Raw genomic sequence first — 19,857 nt, 5'->3', positions numbered from 1 at the left:
GACTGATCGCGAGGGCGATGAAGACTCCGCACACAACAGGGCTCCGGCCCTGCGTATGAGCGTCATCGAGCGTCACCCTCCCTACGGCGTCGCGTGAATTTCTGACTCCCGCAGTGCGAACTGCCGCGACGTCCAGCGGACTTGCACGGAACTGCACCTGTACGGCATTGCACCAGTACGGAATCGCACCAGTGATGTGAATCAAGCCGCTCATGCGGCGGGGCAGGGGCCGGCCACCATCGGCCGAGAGGGGTCGAAGGCACCGTGACCGCACCGATCGAGACCACCGGGGCCGCTGCCGAGGCGCAGCCGGAAGCGGTGCTGCAGGGCCTGGACGGCAAGCGCATCGAAGGGCGCTCGCTCGGCCAGATCGCCTGGCTGCGCTTCCGGCGGGACAAGGTCGCGGTGGCCGGCGCCCTCGTCGTCGTCCTGCTCATCGCCGTCGCCGCGCTCTCCCGGCCGCTCCAGGCGCTGCTCGGCCTGGACCCCAACAGCCCCGACCCGTCGCTGATCGACGCCAACACCACGCTTCCCAAGGGGGACTGGGGCGGGATGAGCGCGGACCATCCGCTCGGGGTGGACCCCAAGTTCGGCCGCGACCTGCTCGCCCGGATCCTGGAGGGCTCCTGGGTGTCGCTGATCGTGGCGTTCGGCGCGACGCTGCTGTCGGTCGCCATCGGCACCGTCCTCGGCGTGATCGCCGGCTTCTACCGCGGACGGGTGGACGCCTTCATCAGCCGGATGATGGACGTCTTCCTCGCCTTCCCGCTGTTGCTGTTCGCCATCGCGATCTCCGCCTCGCTGCAGGGCGGCGCCTTCGGGCTGGACGGTCTGCCGCTGCACATCTCGGTCCTGATCTTCGTGATCGGCTTCTTCAACTGGCCGTACATGGGGCGGATCGTGCGGGCCCAGACGCTGTCGCTGCGCGAGCGGGAGTTCGTGGACGCCGCCCGCGGCATGGGCGCCCGGGGGCCGTTCATCCTGTTCCGGGAGCTGCTGCCGAACCTGGTGGGGCCGGTCATCGTCTACTCGACGCTGCTGATCCCCTCCAACATCCTCTTCGAGGCGGCGCTGAGCTTCCTGGGCGTCGGCATCCAGCCCCCGCAGGCGTCCTGGGGCGGCATGCTCAACCAGGCGGTCAAGTACTACGAGGTCGACCCCCAGTACATGATCGTGCCCGGCCTCGCGATCTTCGTCACCGTGCTCGCCTTCAACCTGCTCGGTGACGGTCTGCGGGACGCGTTGGACCCGCGTAGCCGCTGACGGCCCGGCCGGGCGCGCGCGCCCGGACTCCTCAACTGCATGTGACGTTCTAACCGTTGTGAGTTTCTCGACGAAAAAACACGAATTAGTCCGAAGGAAGACGAATGAAGGGGAGACCGACCATCATGCGAAGGTCAGTTCCGGTCGCGGCGATAGCGGCCATCACCAGTGCGGGCCTTGTGCTGGCCGGCTGCAGCGGGGGCAAGGGCTCCTCGGACGCCTCGGGCGAGGCCAACGCCGCCACCAAGGGCGTGGTCAACGCCTCGGACGCGAAGGGCGGCACGCTCACCTACGCGATCAGTGACGCCCCCGAGTCCTTCGACCCGGGCAACACCTACTACGCCTTCATCTACAACTTCAGCCGGCTCTACGCCCGCCCGCTCACCACCTTCAAGCCGGGCCCGGGCGCCAAGGGCAACGAGCTGGTCCCGGACCTCGCCGAGTCCATGGGCAAGCCCAGCGACGGCGGCAGGACCTGGACGTACAAGCTCCGCAAGGGCGTCAAGTACGAGGACGGCACCACCGTCACCTCGCAGGACGTCAAGTACGCCGTCGAGCGCTCCAACTTCGCCCGCGACACCCTCTCGCTGGGCCCGAACTACTTCCAGCAGTTCCTCAAGGACAACGACGGCGGCTACAAGGGCCCGTACAAGGACAAGAGCAAGGCCGGGCTGAAGTCCATCGAGACGCCGGACGAGCAGACGGTCGTCTTCCACCTCAAGAAGCCGTTCGCGGAGTTCGACTACCTGGTCAGCGCCCCGCAGACGGCCCCGGTCCCGCAGGCCAAGGACAAGGGCGCGGACTACACCAAGTCCGTGCTGTCCACCGGCTCGTACAAGTACCAGAGCTACCAGGAGGGCAAGCAGCTCACCCTGGTCCGCAATCCGCAGTGGTCGGCCAAGACCGACCCGCTGCGCAAGCAGCTGCCGGACAAGATCGTCCTGAACCTGAAGGTCGCCCAGTCGACCATCGACAAGGACCTCCAGTCCGGCAACACCCTGGTCGACCTGGCCGGGCGCGGGGTGGACGGCCAGACCCAGGCCCAGCTCACCACCGATCCCAAGGAGAAGGCCAACACCGACAACGCGCTCGGTCAGCGGCTGGTCTACACGGCCATCGACACCAAGGTGAAGCCGTTCGACAACCTCGAGTGCCGCAAGGCCGTCGAGTACGCCATCGACAAGAAGGCGGTGCAGACCGCGCTCGGCGGGCCGATCCGCGGTGCGCTGGCCTCCACGGTCCTGCCGACCGACATCGACGGCTACCAGAAGTACGACCTGTACCCGCAGAAGTACGACGGCGACAAGCTGGACCTGGCCGAGGCCAAGAAGCACTGGGACAAGTGCGGGGCCGGCAAGGCCTCCACCACGATCCTGGCCCGCAGCGACCGGCAGGACGAGGTCGACGCGGCCACCTCGGTGATCGACTCACTGAAGAAGATCGGGGTCACCGCCAAGCTCCAGCAGTACCCGACCAGCAAGTACTTCTCGGACTACGCCGGTGTGCCGAAGTTCAACAAGAAGAACAACGTCGGCCTGATCATGATGCAGTGGGGCTCGGACTTCCCGACCGGCTACGGCTACCTCCAGCAGATCCTCAACGGCAAGGCGATCAGCCAGTCCGGCAACACCAACCTCTCCGAGCTGGACGACCCGGAGATCAACAAGCTGCTCGACACCGCCATCGCCAACACCGACAAGGCGGCCCGCGAGAAGGCCTACGCCGAGATCGACAAGAAGACGATGGAGCAGGCGGCGCTGGTCCCGCTCACCTACTTCAAGGTCCTGATGTACCGCTCGCCCAAGGCCACCAACCTGGTGTCCACCTCGGCCTTCAGCGGTCAGTACGACTACCTCAACATCGGCGTCAAGAAGTAGCAGCCCTGGAAGGCAGGTGAAGGCATTGGAGTCCGCGGGCCGGTCCCGGCCGGCCCGCGGCGCCGACGCCGCATCCCCGTGGTCTCGTACATCATCCGCAGGTTGATCAGCGCAGTGGTCCTGCTGCTGATCGTCAGCGCGGTCACCTTCGGCATCTTCTTCCTGCTGCCGAAGCTGGCCGGGCAGAGCACCGACCAGCTGGCCCAGCAGTACATCGGGAAGGCGCCCACGCCCGCGGACATCGCCGCGGTCAAGAAGAACCTCGGCCTGGACAAGCCCGTGTTCGAGCAGTACTGGGACTTCCTCAAGGGCATCTTCGTCGGCGTCGACTACAAGTTCGGCCCGGAGGCGGCCACCTGCCACATGCCGTGCTTCGGCTACTCCTTCAAGACCCACATCGAGGTCTGGCCGGAGATCCAGTCCCGGCTCCCGGTCACCCTCTCGCTGGCCGCCGGCGCGGCGGTGCTGTGGGTCGTCTCCGGCGTCGCCACCGGGGTGCTCTCCGCGCTGCGCCCCGGCTCGCTCTTCGACCGGATGGCGATGGGCGTCGCGCTGGCCGGTGTCTCCCTCCCGATGTTCTTCACCGGCGCCCTGGCGCTGGCCCTGTTCACCTACCAGTGGCCGATCTTCGAACGCAGCGACTACGTGCCGCTGACGGAGGACCCGTTCCTGTGGGCCCGGACCCTGGTCCTGCCCTGGGTCACCCTGGCCTTCCTCTACTCGGCGCTCTACGCCCGGCTCACCAGGGCCGGCATGCTGGAGACACTGGGCGAGGACTACATCCGTACGGCCCGCGCCAAGGGCCTGCGCGAGCGCAAGGTGGTCGTACGGCACGGTCTGCGGGCCGCGCTCACCCCGATCATCACGGTCTTCGGCATGGACCTGGGGCTGCTGCTCGGCGGTGCGCTCATCACCGAACAGGTCTTCTCCCTCAAGGGAGTCGGCGCCTTCGCGGTGGAGGCGATCAACGCCAACGACCTGCCGAACATCCTCGGCGTCACGCTGCTCGCCGCCTTCTTCATCGTCCTCTGCAACCTGGTGGTGGACGTTCTGTACGCCGCCGTCGACCCGCGGGTGAGGCTCTCGTGACCGACTCCTCCGAGGACAGGACCACCCAGCCGGCGCCGGCGGCCGTGGCCGGGACCGCCGCGGCCGCCGCCGGGGCGCCGTCCGCCGTGCCCCCTGCCCCCGCCACACCCCCGTTCCTCCAGGTGCGGGACCTGAAGGTGCACTTCCCCACGGACGACGGCCTGGTCAAGTCCGTCGACGGGCTGAGCTTCAGCCTGGAGAAGGGCAGGACGCTCGGCATCGTCGGCGAGTCCGGGTCCGGCAAGTCCGTGACCTCGCTCGCCGTGATGGGCCTGCACCGCGCCTCGCGCCAACAGCGCAGCAGGGTACGGATGTCCGGCGAGATCCGGCTGGACGGCACGGAGTTGGTCTCCGCCGATCCGGACGAGGTGCGCCGGCTGCGCGGGCGCCGGATGGCGATGATCTTCCAGGACCCGCTCTCCGCGCTGCACCCCTTCTACACGGTCGGCAACCAGATCGTGGAGGCCTACCGCGTCCACCACGACGTGGACAAGAAGACCGCGCGCAAGCGGGCGATCGAGATGCTCGACCGGGTCGGCATCCCGCAGCCGGACAAGCGGGTGGACGACCATCCGCACCAGTTCTCCGGCGGGATGCGCCAGCGCGCCATGATCGCGATGGCGCTGGTCAACAACCCCGAGCTGCTGATCGCCGACGAGCCGACCACCGCCCTGGACGTCACCGTCCAGGCGCAGATCCTGGACCTGATCCGGGACCTGCAGAAGGAGTTTGGCTCGGCGGTCATCATCATCACCCACGACCTGGGCGTGGTCGCCGAGCTCGCCGACGACCTGCTGGTGATGTACGGCGGGCGGTGCGTCGAGCGCGGTCCGGCCGAGCAGGTCTTCTCCGCGCCCCAACACCCCTACACCTGGGGCCTGCTGGGCTCCATGCCGCGGATCGACCGCGAGCAGACCGAGCGGCTGATCCCGGTCAAGGGTTCCCCGCCCAGCCTGATCAACGTCCCGTCCGGCTGTGCCTTCAACCCCCGCTGCCCGTACGCGGAGGTGCCGGGGGACAACCTCACCCGTACGGTCCGCCCCGAGCTGCGCGAGGCCGGCGACGGGCACTTCTCCGCCTGCCACATGGCGCCGGAGGAGCGGGAGCGTATCTGGACCGAAGAGATTGCGCCGAAGCTGTGACCGAGACGACTGACGAACCGAACAAGAAGATCCCGCCGCAGCAGGAGGCACCGGGCGCGGCCGGCCGTGCCCCGGCCTCCGCGGCCGGCGAGCCGCTGCTGAAGGTCCGCGGGCTGGTCCGGCACTTCCCGATCACCAAGGGCCTGCTCAAGCGGCAGGTCGGGGCGGTGCAGGCGGTCGACGGCATCGACTTCGACGTCCGCCCCGGGGAGACGCTGGGCGTGGTCGGCGAGTCCGGCTGCGGCAAGTCGACGATGGGCCGGCTGATCACCCGGCTCGACGAACCGACCGGCGGCACCATCGAGTTCCAGGGCCGGGACATCACCCACCTGTCCCCGGGCCGGCTGCGGCCGATGCGCCGCGACGTCCAGATGATCTTCCAGGACCCGTACGGCTCGCTGAACCCGCGGCACACCATCGGCGGGATCGTCTCCACCCCCTTCCGCCTCCAGGGCGTCGAGCCCGAGGGCGGGGTGAAGAAGGAGGTGCAGCGGCTGCTGGAGCTGGTGGGGCTCAGCCCGGAGCACTACAACCGCTATCCGCACGAGTTCTCCGGCGGCCAGCGGCAGCGCATCGGCATCGCCCGGGCGCTGGCGCTCAAGCCGAAGCTGGTGGTCGCCGACGAGCCGGTCTCCGCGCTGGACGTCTCCATCCAGGCGCAGGTGGTCAACCTGATGGACGACCTCCAGGAGGAGCTGGGGCTGACCTACGTCATCATCGCCCACGACCTGTCGGTGATCCGGCACGTCTCGGACCGGATCGCGGTGATGTACCTCGGCAAGATCGTGGAGCTGGCCGACCGGGCGGCGCTCTACGGGGCACCGATGCACCCGTACACCAAGGCGCTGCTGTCCGCGGTGCCGGTGCCGGACCCCAAGCGGCGCACCCAGCGCGACCGGATCCTGCTGACGGGCGATGTGCCCTCGCCGATCGACCCGCCCTCCGGGTGCCGGTTCCGCACCCGTTGCTGGAAGGCAACGCAGGTGTGTTCCGCCACCGAGCCCCCGCTGGTCGCCCTGCGGACGGGGCATCAAGTGGCCTGCCACCACCCGGAGGACGCCGAGCGGCCCGCCCCGGCGGCCACGGCGTCGGCGCCCGGGGAGGCCGTAGGGGAGAGGGCGGGAGAGGCCGCAGGGGAAGCGCCGGGCGAAGCGCCCGGTTTGCCGTCAAGTGCGCAGTGATCCCTGACGACTTGGCAAAATAAGAGGCGAAAGAGCGCGGGAGAGTGCAGAGTTCAGCACGATTGTTCGATCTTTGATCGGTCTTCGTCCGTGTCCGAAGGGAAGACTTATGGCACTCTCCCGCTCTGCGCGCCGCACCTCCCGGTGGCTGGCGCTGGCCACCGCGGTGGCCTCCGCGGCCACCATCGCCGCGGCGCCCCAGCCGTCCCCCGGCGCCTCGGGCGCCGGCGACCCGTACTTCCCCAAGATGGGCAACGGCGGCTACGACGCCCTGCACTACGACCTCGGCGTGAGCTACCAGCCCGGCAGTGGTCGCCTCGACGGCCGCACCACGCTCACCGCCAAGGCCACCCAGAACCTCTCCTCCTTCGACCTGGACCTGCAAAAGCTCCACGTCGACGCGGTCCGGGTGAACGGCCGGCGGGCGCACTTCGCCAGATCCGGTGACGAGATAACCGTCCGGCCCGACTTCCCGCTGCACCGGGGCGCGCGGTTCCAGGTCACCGTCACCTACCACGGCGTCCCCAAGCCGCTCGGCGGGCCGATCATCTTCGGCTCCCCCTACGGCTGGATGAAGACCAAGGACGGCGTCTTCGTCGCCTGTGAGCCGAACGCCGCCTCGACGTGGTTCCCCTCCAGCGACCACCCCAGCGACAAGGCCACCTACGACATCCGCATCGACGCCCCCAAGGGCCTGACCGGGGTCTCCAACGGGCGGCTGGTCGGCTCCGGCGAGGCGCACGGCCGCTCCTGGGCCCACTGGCGCGAGAAGCGCCCGATGGCGACCTACCTCGCCACCGCCACCATCGGGAAGTTCGACGTCCGTACCGGCACCACGCCCGGCGGCATCCCCATCTACGTCGCCACCGACCCGACCCTGCCCACCGGCAAGGTCGACGTCTACGGCATCACCGCCGAGGCCACCGACTACTGGTCGAAGGTCTTTGGGCGGTACCCCTTCGAGGAGACCGGCGCGGTCGTCGACGACATGCCGCAGGCCGGATTCTCGCTGGAGGTGCAGTCCAAGCCGGTGTACTCGGCGGTGCGCAGCGAGAGCACCATCGTCCACGAACTGGCGCACCAGTGGTTCGGCGACTCGGTCTCGGTCAAGCAGTGGAAGAACATCTGGCTCAACGAGGGCTTCGCCAGCTACGCGCAGTGGCTCTGGGACGAGCACAAGGGCCGCCGGAGCGCCCATGACGCCTTCCGGAAGGCCTACGGCGACCTCCCCGCTGACGCCCCCTTCTGGAAGCTGAAGATCGGCGACCCGAAGCGGGACACCATGTTCGACAGCGCGGTCTACCAGCGGGGTGCGATGACGCTCCAGGTGCTGCGCGAGCGGATCGGCGACAAGGCGTTCTTCAAGCTGCTGCCGGCCTGGACCTCCGCGCACCGCTACGGCAACGCGGAGACCTCCCAGTTCATCGCGCTCGCCGAGAAGATCTCCGGGCAGAAGCTGGGCGACCTCTTCGACACCTGGCTGAACACCGGGAGCCGGCCGGCGCTGCCGGGGAAGTGAGCCCGGGCGGTCACTCCAGGTCCTGCCGCCCCGGACGGGGACGCAGCTGCTGCGGCCGGGGCAGGTGCAGGCCCAGGTAGACCGCGCCCATACGGAGGGCGAAGACCACCCCCGCCGAGATGGCGGCGGCGGGGGTGGCGCCCGTACCGAGGTGGTGCAGCAGCAGGTAGCAGCCGCCGCCGGCCAGCGCGGCGATGGCGTAGACGTCCTCCCGCAACAGCAGCGGGGGGAACTCGCCGCACAGCACATCGCGGATCACCTCGCCGGCGACGCCGGTCAGCACGGCCAGGATGATCACCGCGAGCGGGGTGGCGCCGGCGTCGATGGCCGCGCGGGCCCCGATCACCGTGACCACGCTCAGCCCGATCGCGTCGACCACCAGCAGCGATTTGTGCGGGAGCGACCAGAACCGCAGATAGAGGATGGTGCCCACGCCGACGCAGATGATCACCGTGAGCAGCACCCAGTCGTGCGTCCAGTACAGCGGCCGCCGGTCGAGGATGAGATCGCGCAGGGTGCCGCCGGAGATGGACGCGGCGAAGGCGAGCACCAGGCCGCCGAAGGGGTCCATGTTGGCGCGGTAGGCGGCCAGCACCCCGCTCGCCGCGAAGGCCGCGACGCCGGCCAGGTAGAGCACGTGAAGCATGGCGTCATCATGGCAGGCCCGGAACAACCGGTTCCGGGTCGGGCGGGCACAATTTGACACTACCGGTCGGTAATAAAAGCGTGTACCGTCCACGCCATGTCTCTGGTGACCATCGGCAACAGTGAGTTCGACCGTGACACGGCCGTCACCCGCCGTTCCCCCGGCGTCTACGACGCCCACCTCTCCGCGGGCTGGACGATCATCCAGGCGGTCAACGGCGGTTACCTCCTCGCCCTCATGGGGCGTGCCCTGGGCGATGCCCTGCCGCACCCCGACCCGCTGTCGGTCTCCGCGCACTACCTCACCGCCTCCGTCCCCGGCCCCGCCGTGGTCCGCACCGACGTGGTGCGCGCCGGGCGCACGATGTCCACCGGGACCGCCCGCCTGATCCAGTTCGCCGAGGACGGCAGTGAAGTGGAGCGGCTGCGGGTGCTCGCCACCTACGGCGACCTCGGTGCGCTGCCCGACGACGTCCGCACCACCGCCAAGCCGCCGGCCATCCCGCCGTACGAGCACTGCCTGGGCACCGACAGCGCGCCCGGCGGACGCCCCGCGATCCCCGGTAGCACCGCCATCGCCGAGCGGCTCGACCTCCGCCTGGACCCGGCCACCGCCGGCTGGGCGGTCGGCGCGCCGTCCGGGAAGGGCGAGATGCGCGCGTGGTTCGGCCTCGCCGACGGCCGGGACCCCGACCCGCTCTCCCTGCTGCTGACCGTCGACGCGCTGCCGCCCACCGCCTTCGAGATGGGCCTGCTCGGCTGGGTCCCCACCGTCGAGCTGACCACGCACGTCCGCTGCCGCCCGGCGCCCGGTCCGCTGCGCGTCGCCATCACCACCCGCAATCTGGCGGGGGGTTTCCTGGAGGAGGACGCGGAGGTCTGGGACTCCCAGGACCGACTGGTGGCGCAATCACGCCAGTTGGCGCGGGCGCTGCTGGAGGGGTGAGGCGGCGCGCCCTTCCGCGGTCTACCGTGCTGCCCCCGGGGGAGACCCCTTTTCGCAGGTGGCCACCGGTGTGGGAGGGCGAAGAGTGACGCAAAACCGCGCGCGGGAGGCCGGAACCTCGTGTCAGACTGATCGACATGGGGGACGTGCCGCTGAGGATGGAAGACGGAACTGTCGTCTGGCTGCGCGCCACCGCGCCCGGTGAGCCCGGCCCGGACGGTGGCCGGTATCAACACCCTGCGGTTGACGGCGAGGCCGGCGGGGACGGCGAGTTGGAGCTGCCCGATGCCTTCGGCTCCGCCCAACCGGTCAGCGTGGACAGCCGGGCGGCCCGGGCACTGACCCGCGGCGGGGAGGTGCTGGAGGAGGCGCTGCGTCCGCTCGGCGGCGTGCTCGGCCAGATCCACCGCTCGATCGCCCGCGGCAGCCACCGGCCCGACGAGGTCACCGTGGAGTTCGGCGTGACGCTCGGCTCCGATCTGCGCCTGGGGGTGTTCTCCGGGAACGGCGAGGCGAGCTTCAAGGTCTCCGCCACCTGGAACCTCGGCGCGGAGCGGAGGGACGCGGACGGATCGGGCGGGGCCGCGCCATGATCACAGGCGTTGGTCCGGACACCCCGCTCCAGCAGTCCTTCGCCTCCGTACGGCACGGCGAGCGGGCCGTCGGCGCGGGCGTACTGGTCGCCGAGCGGCTCGTCCTGACCTGCGCCCACGTCGTCAACAGCGCACTGGGCAGGGCCCGTTTCGATCAGGACACGCCGGGCCCGGCCGACACCGTCACGCTCCGGCTGCCCCATGTCGCCGCCGGCGTCGACCTCACCGCCCGGGTCGTGCGGGAGATGTGGCGGCCGCCGCGGGCCGCGGCCGCCGGATCCGGCCCCGTCGACCCCGGGCGGGTCCCCTACCACGGCGACCTCGCCGTACTGGAGCTGACCGCCCCGCCGCCCCAGGGCGCCGAGCCCGCGCCGTTCCTCCAGCACACCTACGCCGGCGAGACCATCGCGTTATGGGCCAGCGGCAATCCGCTGCCCACGCTGCGCGCCGTGCCCCGGGTCTCGGCGCCGCCCTGGTTCGCCCTGGACGTGCTCGGCGGCGCCCAGGTCACCGAGGGCTTCAGCGGCGGCCCGCTCTGGGACCGCGCACGGCAGGCCGTGGTCGGCCTGGTCGTGGCCGTGCACCGGGCCCCCGAGACGGCGGCCTGCGGGTCCCTGCCGGCGACGATGTACGCCCTGAGCGTCCCTGCCGTCGAGGCCGAACTCCCCACCCTCCCGCCGCCGTCGGTGCCCACCGCCCGCCGCGGCGTCCAGCAGCTGCTGCACGCCCTCGAACGGGTCCTGACCGGCCGGGAGGCGGTACTGGACTGCGAACGGCGGCTGGCCGCCCGGCTCGGCCGTCCCTCGGTCGGCCCGGCCGCCGACCTCGATCGGCTCGTCGGCCTCGCGGTGGGCGTCCGCCGCGGCATCCCCGAACTCCTCGACTTGGCGGGGGAGTACGTCCACCCGGCGCACGCGGACCCGTACGAGCTCCGCCCCCTGCCCGGGCTCCACACTGCCCGCGAGGACCGGGAGCGGCTGCGCCGGGCGGCCCGTACGGTCCGCCCCGGCGAGTACCTGACCACCCGCCAGCGCCGCGACCTCTCCGGCCTGCTGGCCCACTGCACCCGCACCGACCCCCGCGTCCTCCTGGAAACGGTGCTGCCGCACGCCCCCGAACTCCCCGCCGTCACCGGCCTGGCCGACGCCATGGACGCCCTGGAGGGGTTCGGCTCCACCGCCGGGGCCCCGGTCGCCCCACTGCTGCAGGGCGTGGTGCGGATCAGCGTCGCGGAGCGCGCGACCGGTGCCTGCTACCCGGCCGAGGACCTGGACGCCTGGGTCGAGCGGGTGGCCGCCCGGTCGGGGGTGGACGCCGCGGCGGTCCACCAGTTCCGCGCCGATGTGGAGGCCGCCGCCGCACCGGCCCGCGGCAACGGTGGGTTGGGCGGGGCCGTGCACCCCGTCCCCGTCGGCGCCGTCCGCCCGGCCGCCCCACGGGTCCAAGTGGAGCTGCTGCCGGCCCCCACCGGCCGGCGCTTCACGTACCAGATCTGGACCCTCGCCGACGGTCAGGCGCACCGCCTCGCCCTGGTCCGGGACGCGGAGGCGGGCAGTGAGCAGGTGGTCGACGACATCCGCCGGGTGCTGCGCACCGAGGTCCGGGAGGACCCGGAGACCGCCCTGGTGGAGTACTTCCTGCCGGCCGCCTGGCTCGGTCTGGACGTCGACGCCTGGGAGTCGCCCGACAGCGACGAGGACGGGCCGTTCGCGCCGGGCATCACCCGCCGGGTGGTGGTGCGCACCACCGAGCGCTCCCGGGAGAGCTACGCCGGCTGGAAGCAGCGCACCGCCGCCCTGCCGGCCGCCAAGCGCCTCGTCCTGGACCATCGCCACACCGACCGCAAGGTCGCCCGCGCCCAGCTGGAGGTGCACCGCGACGCCGGCACGGTCATCGTCTGCTGCGACCCGCACCACCACGGCATGCTGCTGCGCCAGTGTGTCCAGGCGGGTGTGCACACCGTGTTGTGGCACCGCGCCGAACACGGCGAGCGCCTCGTGAAGGACCTGCTCGCCCTGGTCGATGGCGCGAACCACACCGAGGTCCCCGAGGTCGTCCGGCTCGAACGGGCCAAGGCGATGGCCGAGCCCGAGAGCGCCGCCCACCCCGGCCGCCGGCTGTCCCTGCTCTACGACGCACCGGACCACCGGCCCCCGCAACTCGCCCCGGACGCCTGGGTGTTGACGCAACCATGAACGACCGTGGATGCCGCAGCGCGGCCACGGACAGCAACGAGGAGTACGCGCGGTGACCGGACAGAGTGCAGCAGGCGCACACGACGACGCCGGCTCAGGGCCGGAGGACTGGTGGGTCTTCCGCGGTCCCGCCCAGCTGCCCGCCCCACCGCCCTGGCGGCGCCTCCCCGCCGCCCGGGGCGCCGCGCCCCGGGCGCCGTACCTCCTGGAGCGCAACGAGATCTCGGTCGTCAACGCCGCCCTGCACCTGCACCGCCCGCTGCTGGTCACCGGCCGCCCCGGCGCCGGCAAGAGCTCGCTGGCCCGCGCGGTCGCGGAGGAACTGGGCCTCGGCGAGGTGCTGCGCTGGTCGGTCAACAGCCGCTCCACGCTCCAGGACGCCCTCTACCGCTACGACGCGGTGGGCCGGCTGCGCGAGGCGTCGCTGCGCCGTGAGCACGAGGCGCACCGGGGGAGCGCGCGACGGCCCCGGGTGCGACGCCCCGGCGCGGCCGGCGACATCGGCCAGTACCTCCGCCTCGGCCCGCTGGGCAGTGCGCTGGCCGCCGACCGCCCCCGGGTCCTGCTCGTCGACGAGCTCGACAAGGCGGACATCGACCTGCCCAACGACCTGCTGGTGGTCCTGGAGGAGGGCGAGTTCGAGATCCCCGAGCTGGCCCGGCTCCCCGAACACCAGCAGGAGGTGCAGGTCCTGCTGAGCGGCAGCCGGGAGCGGGTCACGGTCCGCCGCGGGGTGGTGCGCTGCGCCCACTTCCCGATCGTCATCATGACCAGCAACGGCGAACGGGACTTCCCGCCGGCCTTCATGCGCCGCTGCGTACGGCTCGACCTGCCGGAACCGACCGGCGACCGGCTGCGCAGGATCATCGAGCACAACCTGGGCGAGGAGGCCGTCGCCGCCGCCGAGGACCTGATCGAGGTCTTCCACCAGCGCGCGAAGACCCAGACCCTGGCCACCGACCAGCTGCTGGCCGCCGTCCATCTACGGATCAGCGGCGCCGACCTCGGCAAGGAAGAGCTGCTCGCCGCCGTCCTGCACCGCCTCGACGCCTCGCTGTCGCCATGATGGACCGACTGCGGCAGACGCTGGCGGCCGCCGGGTACGACCTCGCGGCCACCGAACTCCTCGACGTGCTGTGGCTGGCGCGGGCCATGGAGGGGGAGGGCCGGACGGGGGCGGCGGCCCGGCCGCTGGGGGAGGAGCCGGAGGGCGGAGCGGGGGCGCCCGGGGTCCTTGGGGATCCGGGAAACCCCGGGGCGTCGGCGACCGGTGCCGGCGATGCGGGCGATGTGGGCGATGCCAGCGATGCTTCCGGGGCTGATGTGGCCGCCGGTGCCACCTGGTCCGAAGTGGGCGCCACCGCCCCGGAGCCTCCCGCCGGGGCCGCCGGTCCTGATGGGCCGGAGGCCCCCGCCGGGCCCGCCGACCCCCTCGCCCCCGCAGGCCCGCCCCGCCGCGCCCTGTACGCCATGGGCAGCCAGGGCGGCGGGCCGGGCGGCGGACGGGCCCGCCCCGCGCGGGTGCCCGGCGGGCGGGCACTGCCCGAAGCCCGACAACTGGGCGGCGCGCTGCGCCCGTTGCGGCAGAACCGCGAGCATCCGCACCGTACGGTCCCCGACATCGACGCCACCGTCCGGTTCACCGCCGAGACCGGCTTCTTCGATGTCGTCTCCCGGCCCGACCGGGAACGGCGCTGGTCGGCCGAGCTGTTGGTGGACACCTCCCCGGCCATGCAGGTGTGGGGCCCGCTCGCCGCCGAGCTGCGCGCGCTGCTGGTCCGGAGTGCGGTCTTCCGTTCCGTCCGGGTCCGGGCGATCGACCCCCGCGCTCCGCTGCCCTGCCGTGGGTCCGGGGGTGCGACGGTCACCTTCGTCCTCACCGACGGTACGGACCCGGGCTGGCGCAGCCGCGAGGCCGTGCGGGCCCTGACCGCCTGCGGAGGGGGCGGGCCGGTGGCGGTGATCAACCCCCTGCCGCGGCGGCTGTGGCGGGGCACGGCTCTCGACGCGCGCCCCCAACTCCTGGCCGCACCGGGTGAGTTCGACCCGCCCGGGCGGCTGGTGGTGTGCGACCCGCTCAGCGGCGAGCGCGACCCGGAGGCGGCCGGGCTGTTCGCGCTGCCCGTGCTGCACCCCACCGCGTCCGCGGTGGAGCAGTGGGTCGGCCTGCTCACCCGCCCCGGGGTGCCGCACCTGGTCGACACCGCGCTGCTGGCCGGGACGCCGCAGGCCCCGCCGACCCCGCCGCACGGCAGCGCCAAGGAGCTGCTCACCCACTTCCGCGGCGCGTTCTCGCCGGAGGCCTACCGCCTCGCCGTCCGGCTCTCCGCGATCCGCCCGCTGACCACCGAGCTGATGCAGCTGGTGCGGGCGGCCACGATGCCCGACGCCAGCCCCACCCATGTCGCGGAGATCCTGCTCGGCGGCCTGCTGGAGCGCACAGACCGGGCCGTGGACGCGGCCGCCGTCCGGACCCTGGACCGGGCCCTGGGCGCACCCTCGCCGGGCCGGCCGGCGCAGCCGGTCTACGACTTCCGGCCGGGCGTACGGGAGCTGCTGTTCAGCGGGCTCGGCACCGAACAGGCCGTAGACGTCGTCGAGGCCGTCGGCCGCTCCCTGGAGCCGTACCTGGGGCGGCTGCCGGACTTCCCCGTCCTCATGGGCGACGACGGCGGCGAGCTGCGGCTGCACGCCTCGGCACGGGCGTTCGCCGTGCTCGCGAGCCCGGTGCTGGAGCGGATGGGCGGCACGGTGCCGGAACAGCGCACCGGCGGCGACCCCCCGGAGCCGGTGCGCTGTTCGGGCACCGTGCCGCCCGCCCCGCCGGCCGCGGAGCTGCGCTTCACGGTCCTCGGGCCGGTACGGGCCCGGCGCGGACGGACCGCCCTCGCGCTCGGCTCCCCGCACCAGCGCGCCCTGCTCGCCGCCCTGCTGCTCCGCCGGGGGCGCCGGGCCACCACCTCCGAACTGGTCGCCGGCCTCTGGGGGGACGAGCGCCCGCCCCGTGCGCGCGCGACGCTGCGCACCTATGCCGCACGGCTGCGCCGGGCGCTCGGCGCGGACGGGGGGCTCCTCGTCAGTGAGCGGGGCGGCTATGCGCTGCGCGGCCCCGACGGCAGTCCGCCCGCCCTCGATCTCGACGAGGCCGAGCAGCTGATCGCGCGGGCGCGCGCCGCCCGGGATCCCCAGGAGGCCCGCCGACTGCGCGATACCGCCCTGGAGTTGTGGGACGGTGAACCGCTCGCCGGGCTGCCCGGGCCGTACGCGGCGGCGCAGCGGGTCCGGCTCGCGCGGTGGTGGAGCGAGCTCCTCGCGGAGGCGTACCCGCCGCAGGCGTCCGCGCCCGCTGCCGGGGCGGCTTCGGAGGCGTCCGCGGTGCGGTCCGCGCTCCGCGGGCTCGACGACCGGCTCACCCCGGACGCGCGACGGGCCCTGCGGCTGCTGTCCGTACCGGAGGGCCCGGACCTCTCGGCCGGTGCCGCGGCGGCCCTGCTCGAGGTGCCGGCGGAGCGCGGCCGGGCGCTGCTGGACGCGCTGCTGGCGGCCGGCGCGCTGTCGGAGGCGGCCCCCGGCCGCTACCGCCGCTCCTATGAACTCACGCCGCTCGTCTGGGAGTTGCGGGCCGAGCTGTCCGAGGAGGCGCGGGCCGAGGCGCTGTCCCGGCTGCTGACCTGGTACCTGGCCCTGGGGCGGCAGGTGCACACCCTCCGCTACCCGGGCGAGCGGATGCCGCAGGACCTCGTCCGCGTCCCGGCCTCCGGCCTGCCGCCGCTGCGGGACGCCGCCCGGGCCCTGGCCGTGTGGACCGAGGAGACGCCGGCGGCGCTCGCGCTCGTCCGGCAGGCCGTGGCGGACGCCCCGAAGCTGGTCCGGAGCGCCGCCGACCTGCTGCTGCTCGCGCAGGTGACGGCGGACTGCGGGGCACCCGCCGCCGCGTTCGAACCGGCCGCGCGGGCGGTGGCGGACCGGGCGGCCACGGCCGGTGACGCCCGCGCCGAGGCCCGGGCCCGGGTCGCGCTCGCCGAGTGCTCGGCCGCAGTCGGACGGTTCACCCGCGCCGAACCGGAGGCCCGGCAGGCGGTCCGCCTCGCCCGGGTGGCGAACGACCCGCTCGCGCTCTTCCGCGCCCCGCTGGCCGCCGGGGCCATCGCCCTCCACCAGCGGCGGTACGACGACGCCGAGCGGCACCTCACCGCCGCCTGGGAGCACTGCCGCGACCGCAAGGACCGGCTGGGCGAGGCCGCCGTGCTGGGTGCGCTCGCCCGGGCCTGGGCGGCGGCCGGCAGTAGCGACGCCGTGCTGTTCGCCGAGCGGGGCGTGGGCCTGTGCCGCGCTGCCGGCGACGGCTCCCCGGGCCTCGCGCACGCCCGGTACGCCCTGGCGGAGGCGCTCTCGGCGGCTGGCCGGCGCGTCGACGCACTGCGCGAACTCTTCCGGGCGCTGCCGCTCTTCGAGGAGGACCGCCAGCGCCTGTGGGCCGGCCGCACCCGCACCCGGATGGCCGCCGAGATGGTCGCGCTGATCCGGCCGGGCGAGGCGGCGGCCGCCGCCCAGGACGCCGCCCAGCGGCTGCTGGTGCCGGGCGGTGAGCGCTGGCGTGCCGATGCGCTGACCGCGCTCGGGAAGGCCGAGACCGCGCTGGGCCGCAAGCAGAGCGCCCGCGGGCACTGGCGCGAGGCGCTCGCCGTCTACGAGGAGTTCGGCGCCCCGGAGGCCGGTGAGGTGCGCGCCCTGCTGCGGGAGAGAGCGTCCGTGCCGGCGCTGTCAGGGACGGGCGGGGCGCGCCCCTCGGCCGTGTCGCGCACCGCGGACGCCGCAAGCACCGGCACGGCGCTGCGCGAGCTGACCGCGGCCGTCCGCACCCTCCGTGACCAGCTCCGCTTCCTGGGTGCCGACGCCCCGGACGCGCCGGAAAACGGTGCTGCGGCCGCTTCTCCCGGGTACCGCGAGCTTGCGGACCTCGAAGCCGAACTCGCGCTCCGGGTCGCGGATTTCGAGCGTACGGGCCGGGTGCGGCGGGCCGAGCTCAGCCTGCTGCGCGCCGAGCTGGAGTCGGCGGTGTCCGCCGCGGCGCTGGGGGAGCGGGGCGCCGGCGCCGCCGATGCGGCCGGCGCGGTCCGCGAACTCAGCCGGCGTCTGGCGCCGTAGTCGGGCCGCCCGGACGCAGGAAGTCCGCCAGCGCCGCGGTGAGCTCGGCGGGCGCGTCCTCCTGGACGAGGTGGCCCGCGCCCTCGATGAGGCGCAGCCGCGCGCCGGGGATGCGGGCGGCCAGCTCCCGCCCCTTCGCGGCCGGGATCCAGCTGTCCTGGGCGCCCCAGCAGATCAGCGTCGGCAGGTCGAGCTCGCCGTAACGGTCCTGGACCTCGTCGGTGAACCGCTGGTCGTTCTGCTGGATCTGCCGGTAGAACGCCGGCCGGCCCGCCTCCGAGCACCAGGGCTCGACCAGCCGGTCCAGGACGCCCGGAGGCAGGCCCGGGGCGCTCGCCGAGGAGACGTACTCCCGTACCAACGCCCGGTGGAGCGGCGGCGGCAGCTGCCCGAACACCTCGGGGTGGGCGCCCAGCAGCCGGTACGTGGGCGAGCCCCAGGGCGCCAGCGCCACCGGGTCGACCAGCGCCAGCCGGGCGTAGCGCGCCCCGTGCAGCAGATGGGCCCGCAGCGCGACGCAGCCGCCGATGTCGTGGGCGACGACGGCCGGCGGGGACGCCGGATCCAGCTCGCCGGTGGCCTCCCAGTGCGCCAGCAGCTCCCCGAACACCCGGGCCTGCGCCGCGAGCGAGACGTCCTGCCCGTCCCGCATCTCCGAGGCGCCGAATCCCGGCATGTCCCAGACGAACACCCGGTGCCACGGGGCGAGCGCACGGGCGACGGCCCGCCACACATGCGACGAGAACGGCGTGCCGTGCAGCAGCACCACCGGCGGTGCCCCGGCGCGACGCGCCCCGAGGGCGGCCCAGCGCACCGCGTCACCCGACGCGGCACGGAACGTACGGTCCAGCGTCCAGTCTGTCATGAGCGTAAGGCTAGTGACTCCTTACATCCGGTGTCGAGGGGTGGGGGCGGCGGTCGGCGGCCGGTGCCGACGGAGCCGCTGGGTGCCGCGGGCATCGCCGGCCCGGCGCGCGGCCGCTCCCGCGCGCCGCGGATGCGCCCCCGGCCCCGGGCACGTCAGCTCGTAGAATCGTGCGCACCATGGTTTACCTCGACCACGCCGCCACCACCCCGATGCTCCCGGAGGCGGTGCAGGCGATGACCGCCCAGCTGACCGTCACCGGCAATGCGTCCTCGCTGCACGCCGACGGCCGGCGGGCCCGGCGCACCGTCGAGGAGGCGCGGGAGTCCCTCGCCGCCTCGCTCGGCGCCCGCCCCAGCGAGATCGTCTTCACCTCGGGCGGTACCGAGGCCGACAACCTCGCGGTCAAGGGCCTGTACTGGGCGCGCCGGGCGGCCGATCCGGCCCGGACCCGGGTGCTCGCCAGCCCCGTCGAGCACCACGCCGTGCTCGACGCCGTGGAGTGGCTCGCCGAGCAGGAGGGCGCCCGCGTCGAGTGGCTGCCGGTCGACGCCTACGGCAGGGTGCCCGCCGAGGCGCTGCGCGAGGCCCTCGCCCGTAACCCCGCCGATGTCGCGCTGGCCACCGTCATGTGGGCCAACAACGAGATCGGCACCATCCAGCCGGTCCGTGAACTCGCCGAGGTGGCACGGGAGTTCGAGGTCCCGCTGCACGCGGACGCGGTGCAGGCGGTCGGCCAGCTGGAGGTGGACTTCGCCGCCTCCGGGCTCGCCGCGATGACGGTCTCCGGTCACAAGATCGGCGGCCCCTACGGCGTCGGCGCGCTGCTGCTGGGCCGGGAGTACGCCCCGGTCCCGGTGCTGCACGGCGGCGGCCAGGAGCGGCAGGTGCGCTCCGGCACCCTGGACACCCCCGCCATCGCCGCCTTCGCCGCGGCCGGCCGCTACGCCGTCGCGCACCGCGAGGAGTTCGCCCGCGACATCGGCGCACTGCGCGACGACCTGATCAAGGCGGTGCACGCCGCCGCCCCGGACGCGGTCCTGGGCGGCGACCCGGACCCGGCCGGCCGGCTCCCCGCCAATGCGCACTTCTCCTTCCCCGGGTGCGAGGGCGACTCCCTGCTGCTCCTCCTGGACGCCCAGGGCATCGCCTGCTCCACCGGCTCGGCCTGCACCGCCGGCGTCGCCCAGCCCAGCCACGTCCTGCTCGCCGCCGGCATGTCCCCCGACCTGGCCCGCGGCACCCTGCGCTTCTCCCTGGGGCACACCTCCACCTCGGCGGACGTGGCCGCGCTGGCCGAGGCCATCGGCCCGGCGGTGGAACGGGCACGCAGCGCGGGCCTGAGCTGAGCGCCCCCGGGACTACGCGTGTACGTGGCATGACCACCGCCACCG

The 19,857-nt window shown here is 73.3% G+C and carries 14 protein-coding genes; 12 read left to right on the top strand and 2 right to left on the bottom strand.

All coding sequences use genetic code 11. The features are described from left to right. Nucleotides 1-264: 264 nt before the first annotated feature. The 6 genes from AB0G84_RS28255 to AB0G84_RS28230 all read left to right on the top strand — a co-directional run bounded on the left by AB0G84_RS28255 (nt 265) and on the right by AB0G84_RS28230 (nt 8,071). On the top strand, nt 265-1,263 hold the full coding sequence (locus AB0G84_RS28255; RefSeq protein ID WP_361326612.1) for an ABC transporter permease: 999 nt from the start codon (nt 265-267) through the stop codon (nt 1,261-1,263). A gap of 125 nt (nt 1,264-1,388) precedes the next feature. Then, nucleotides 1,389-3,140 (top strand): ABC transporter substrate-binding protein, encoded by a 1,752-nt coding sequence (locus tag AB0G84_RS28250; RefSeq protein WP_361326609.1) that lies wholly within the window; start codon nt 1,389-1,391, stop codon nt 3,138-3,140. A gap of 78 nt (nt 3,141-3,218) precedes the next feature. Further along, nucleotides 3,219-4,229: an ABC transporter permease gene (locus AB0G84_RS28245; RefSeq protein ID WP_361326606.1), complete on the top strand. Its 1,011-nt coding sequence runs from the start codon at nt 3,219-3,221 to the stop codon at nt 4,227-4,229. 86 nt (nt 4,230-4,315) lie between these two features. Next, nucleotides 4,316-5,371 (top strand): ABC transporter ATP-binding protein, encoded by a 1,056-nt coding sequence (locus AB0G84_RS28240; RefSeq protein ID WP_361326676.1) that lies wholly within the window; start codon nt 4,316-4,318, stop codon nt 5,369-5,371. A 29-nt stretch (nt 5,372-5,400) separates the two neighbouring features. Then, entirely contained in the window at nt 5,401-6,552 is a 1,152-nt protein-coding gene (locus AB0G84_RS28235) for a dipeptide ABC transporter ATP-binding protein (RefSeq protein WP_361326673.1), read from the top strand. Nucleotides 6,553-6,661: 109 nt separating this feature from the next. After that, on the top strand, nt 6,662-8,071 hold the full coding sequence (locus tag AB0G84_RS28230; protein ID WP_361326603.1) for a M1 family metallopeptidase: 1,410 nt from the start codon (nt 6,662-6,664) through the stop codon (nt 8,069-8,071). 10 nt (nt 8,072-8,081) lie between these two features. Here the strand turns inward: AB0G84_RS28230 and AB0G84_RS28225 are convergent, their stop codons facing one another. Next, the gene (locus AB0G84_RS28225) at nt 8,082-8,717 is read right to left on the bottom strand and encodes a trimeric intracellular cation channel family protein (RefSeq protein ID WP_361326601.1); all 636 of its coding nucleotides are present in this window, start codon (nt 8,715-8,717) and stop codon (nt 8,082-8,084) included. Between the two features lie 96 nt (nt 8,718-8,813). Between AB0G84_RS28225 and AB0G84_RS28220 the strand changes: the two genes are divergently transcribed. From AB0G84_RS28220 to AB0G84_RS28200, 5 genes are all read left to right on the top strand, one after another. Continuing rightward, a complete protein-coding gene (locus AB0G84_RS28220; RefSeq protein ID WP_361326599.1) occupies nt 8,814-9,662 on the top strand; it encodes a thioesterase family protein in 849 nt (282 codons plus the stop codon). A 137-nt stretch (nt 9,663-9,799) separates the two neighbouring features. Then, nucleotides 9,800-10,255: a CU044_2847 family protein gene (locus AB0G84_RS28215; protein WP_361326596.1), complete on the top strand. Its 456-nt coding sequence runs from the start codon at nt 9,800-9,802 to the stop codon at nt 10,253-10,255. After that, entirely contained in the window at nt 10,252-12,450 is a 2,199-nt protein-coding gene (locus AB0G84_RS28210) for a trypsin-like peptidase domain-containing protein (RefSeq protein WP_361326593.1), read from the top strand. Before AB0G84_RS28215 ends, AB0G84_RS28210 begins: the two co-directional genes overlap by 4 nt. A 52-nt stretch (nt 12,451-12,502) precedes the next feature. Continuing rightward, on the top strand, nt 12,503-13,516 hold the full coding sequence (locus AB0G84_RS28205) for a MoxR family ATPase (RefSeq protein WP_361326590.1): 1,014 nt from the start codon (nt 12,503-12,505) through the stop codon (nt 13,514-13,516). After that, the gene (locus AB0G84_RS28200) at nt 13,513-17,598 is read left to right on the top strand and encodes an SAV_2336 N-terminal domain-related protein (protein ID WP_361326587.1); all 4,086 of its coding nucleotides are present in this window, start codon (nt 13,513-13,515) and stop codon (nt 17,596-17,598) included. Before AB0G84_RS28205 ends, AB0G84_RS28200 begins: the two co-directional genes overlap by 4 nt. Here AB0G84_RS28200 and AB0G84_RS28195 read toward each other — a convergent pair. Then, entirely contained in the window at nt 17,576-18,463 is an 888-nt protein-coding gene (locus tag AB0G84_RS28195) for an alpha/beta hydrolase (RefSeq protein WP_361326585.1), read from the bottom strand. The genes AB0G84_RS28200 and AB0G84_RS28195 overlap by 23 nt on opposite strands. Nucleotides 18,464-18,642: 179 nt before the next feature. Between AB0G84_RS28195 and AB0G84_RS28190 the strand changes: the two genes are divergently transcribed. After that, nucleotides 18,643-19,812 carry a cysteine desulfurase family protein gene (locus AB0G84_RS28190; RefSeq protein WP_361326582.1) on the top strand — a complete coding sequence of 390 codons (1,170 nt, stop codon included), beginning with the start codon at nt 18,643-18,645 and terminating at the stop codon, nt 19,810-19,812. The last annotated feature ends 45 nt before the right edge of the window (nt 19,813-19,857 follow it).

This window comes from Streptomyces sp. NPDC020742 (assembly GCF_040641675.1).
Classification (GTDB): domain Bacteria; phylum Actinomycetota; class Actinomycetes; order Streptomycetales; family Streptomycetaceae; genus Streptomyces.
The sequence above is the reverse complement of the archived record's forward strand: the minus strand, read 5'-3'. Positions and strand labels throughout refer to the sequence as shown.

Excerpts from the sequence above, each read along its gene's own strand:
- AB0G84_RS28250 (WP_361326609.1), top strand. The coding sequence starts at position 1,389 with ATGCGAAGGTCAGTTCCGGTCGCGGCGATAGCGGCCATCACCAGTGCG.
- AB0G84_RS28230 (WP_361326603.1), top strand. The coding sequence starts at position 6,662 with ATGGCACTCTCCCGCTCTGCGCGCCGCACCTCCCGGTGGCTGGCGCTG.
- AB0G84_RS28225 (WP_361326601.1), bottom strand. The coding sequence starts at position 8,717 with ATGCTTCACGTGCTCTACCTGGCCGGCGTCGCGGCCTTCGCGGCGAGC.
- AB0G84_RS28220 (WP_361326599.1), top strand. The coding sequence starts at position 8,814 with ATGTCTCTGGTGACCATCGGCAACAGTGAGTTCGACCGTGACACGGCC.
- AB0G84_RS28215 (WP_361326596.1), top strand. The coding sequence starts at position 9,800 with ATGGGGGACGTGCCGCTGAGGATGGAAGACGGAACTGTCGTCTGGCTG.
- AB0G84_RS28210 (WP_361326593.1), top strand. The coding sequence starts at position 10,252 with ATGATCACAGGCGTTGGTCCGGACACCCCGCTCCAGCAGTCCTTCGCC.
- AB0G84_RS28200 (WP_361326587.1), top strand. The coding sequence starts at position 13,513 with ATGATGGACCGACTGCGGCAGACGCTGGCGGCCGCCGGGTACGACCTC.
- AB0G84_RS28195 (WP_361326585.1), bottom strand. The coding sequence starts at position 18,463 with ATGACAGACTGGACGCTGGACCGTACGTTCCGTGCCGCGTCGGGTGAC.
- AB0G84_RS28190 (WP_361326582.1), top strand. The coding sequence starts at position 18,643 with ATGGTTTACCTCGACCACGCCGCCACCACCCCGATGCTCCCGGAGGCG.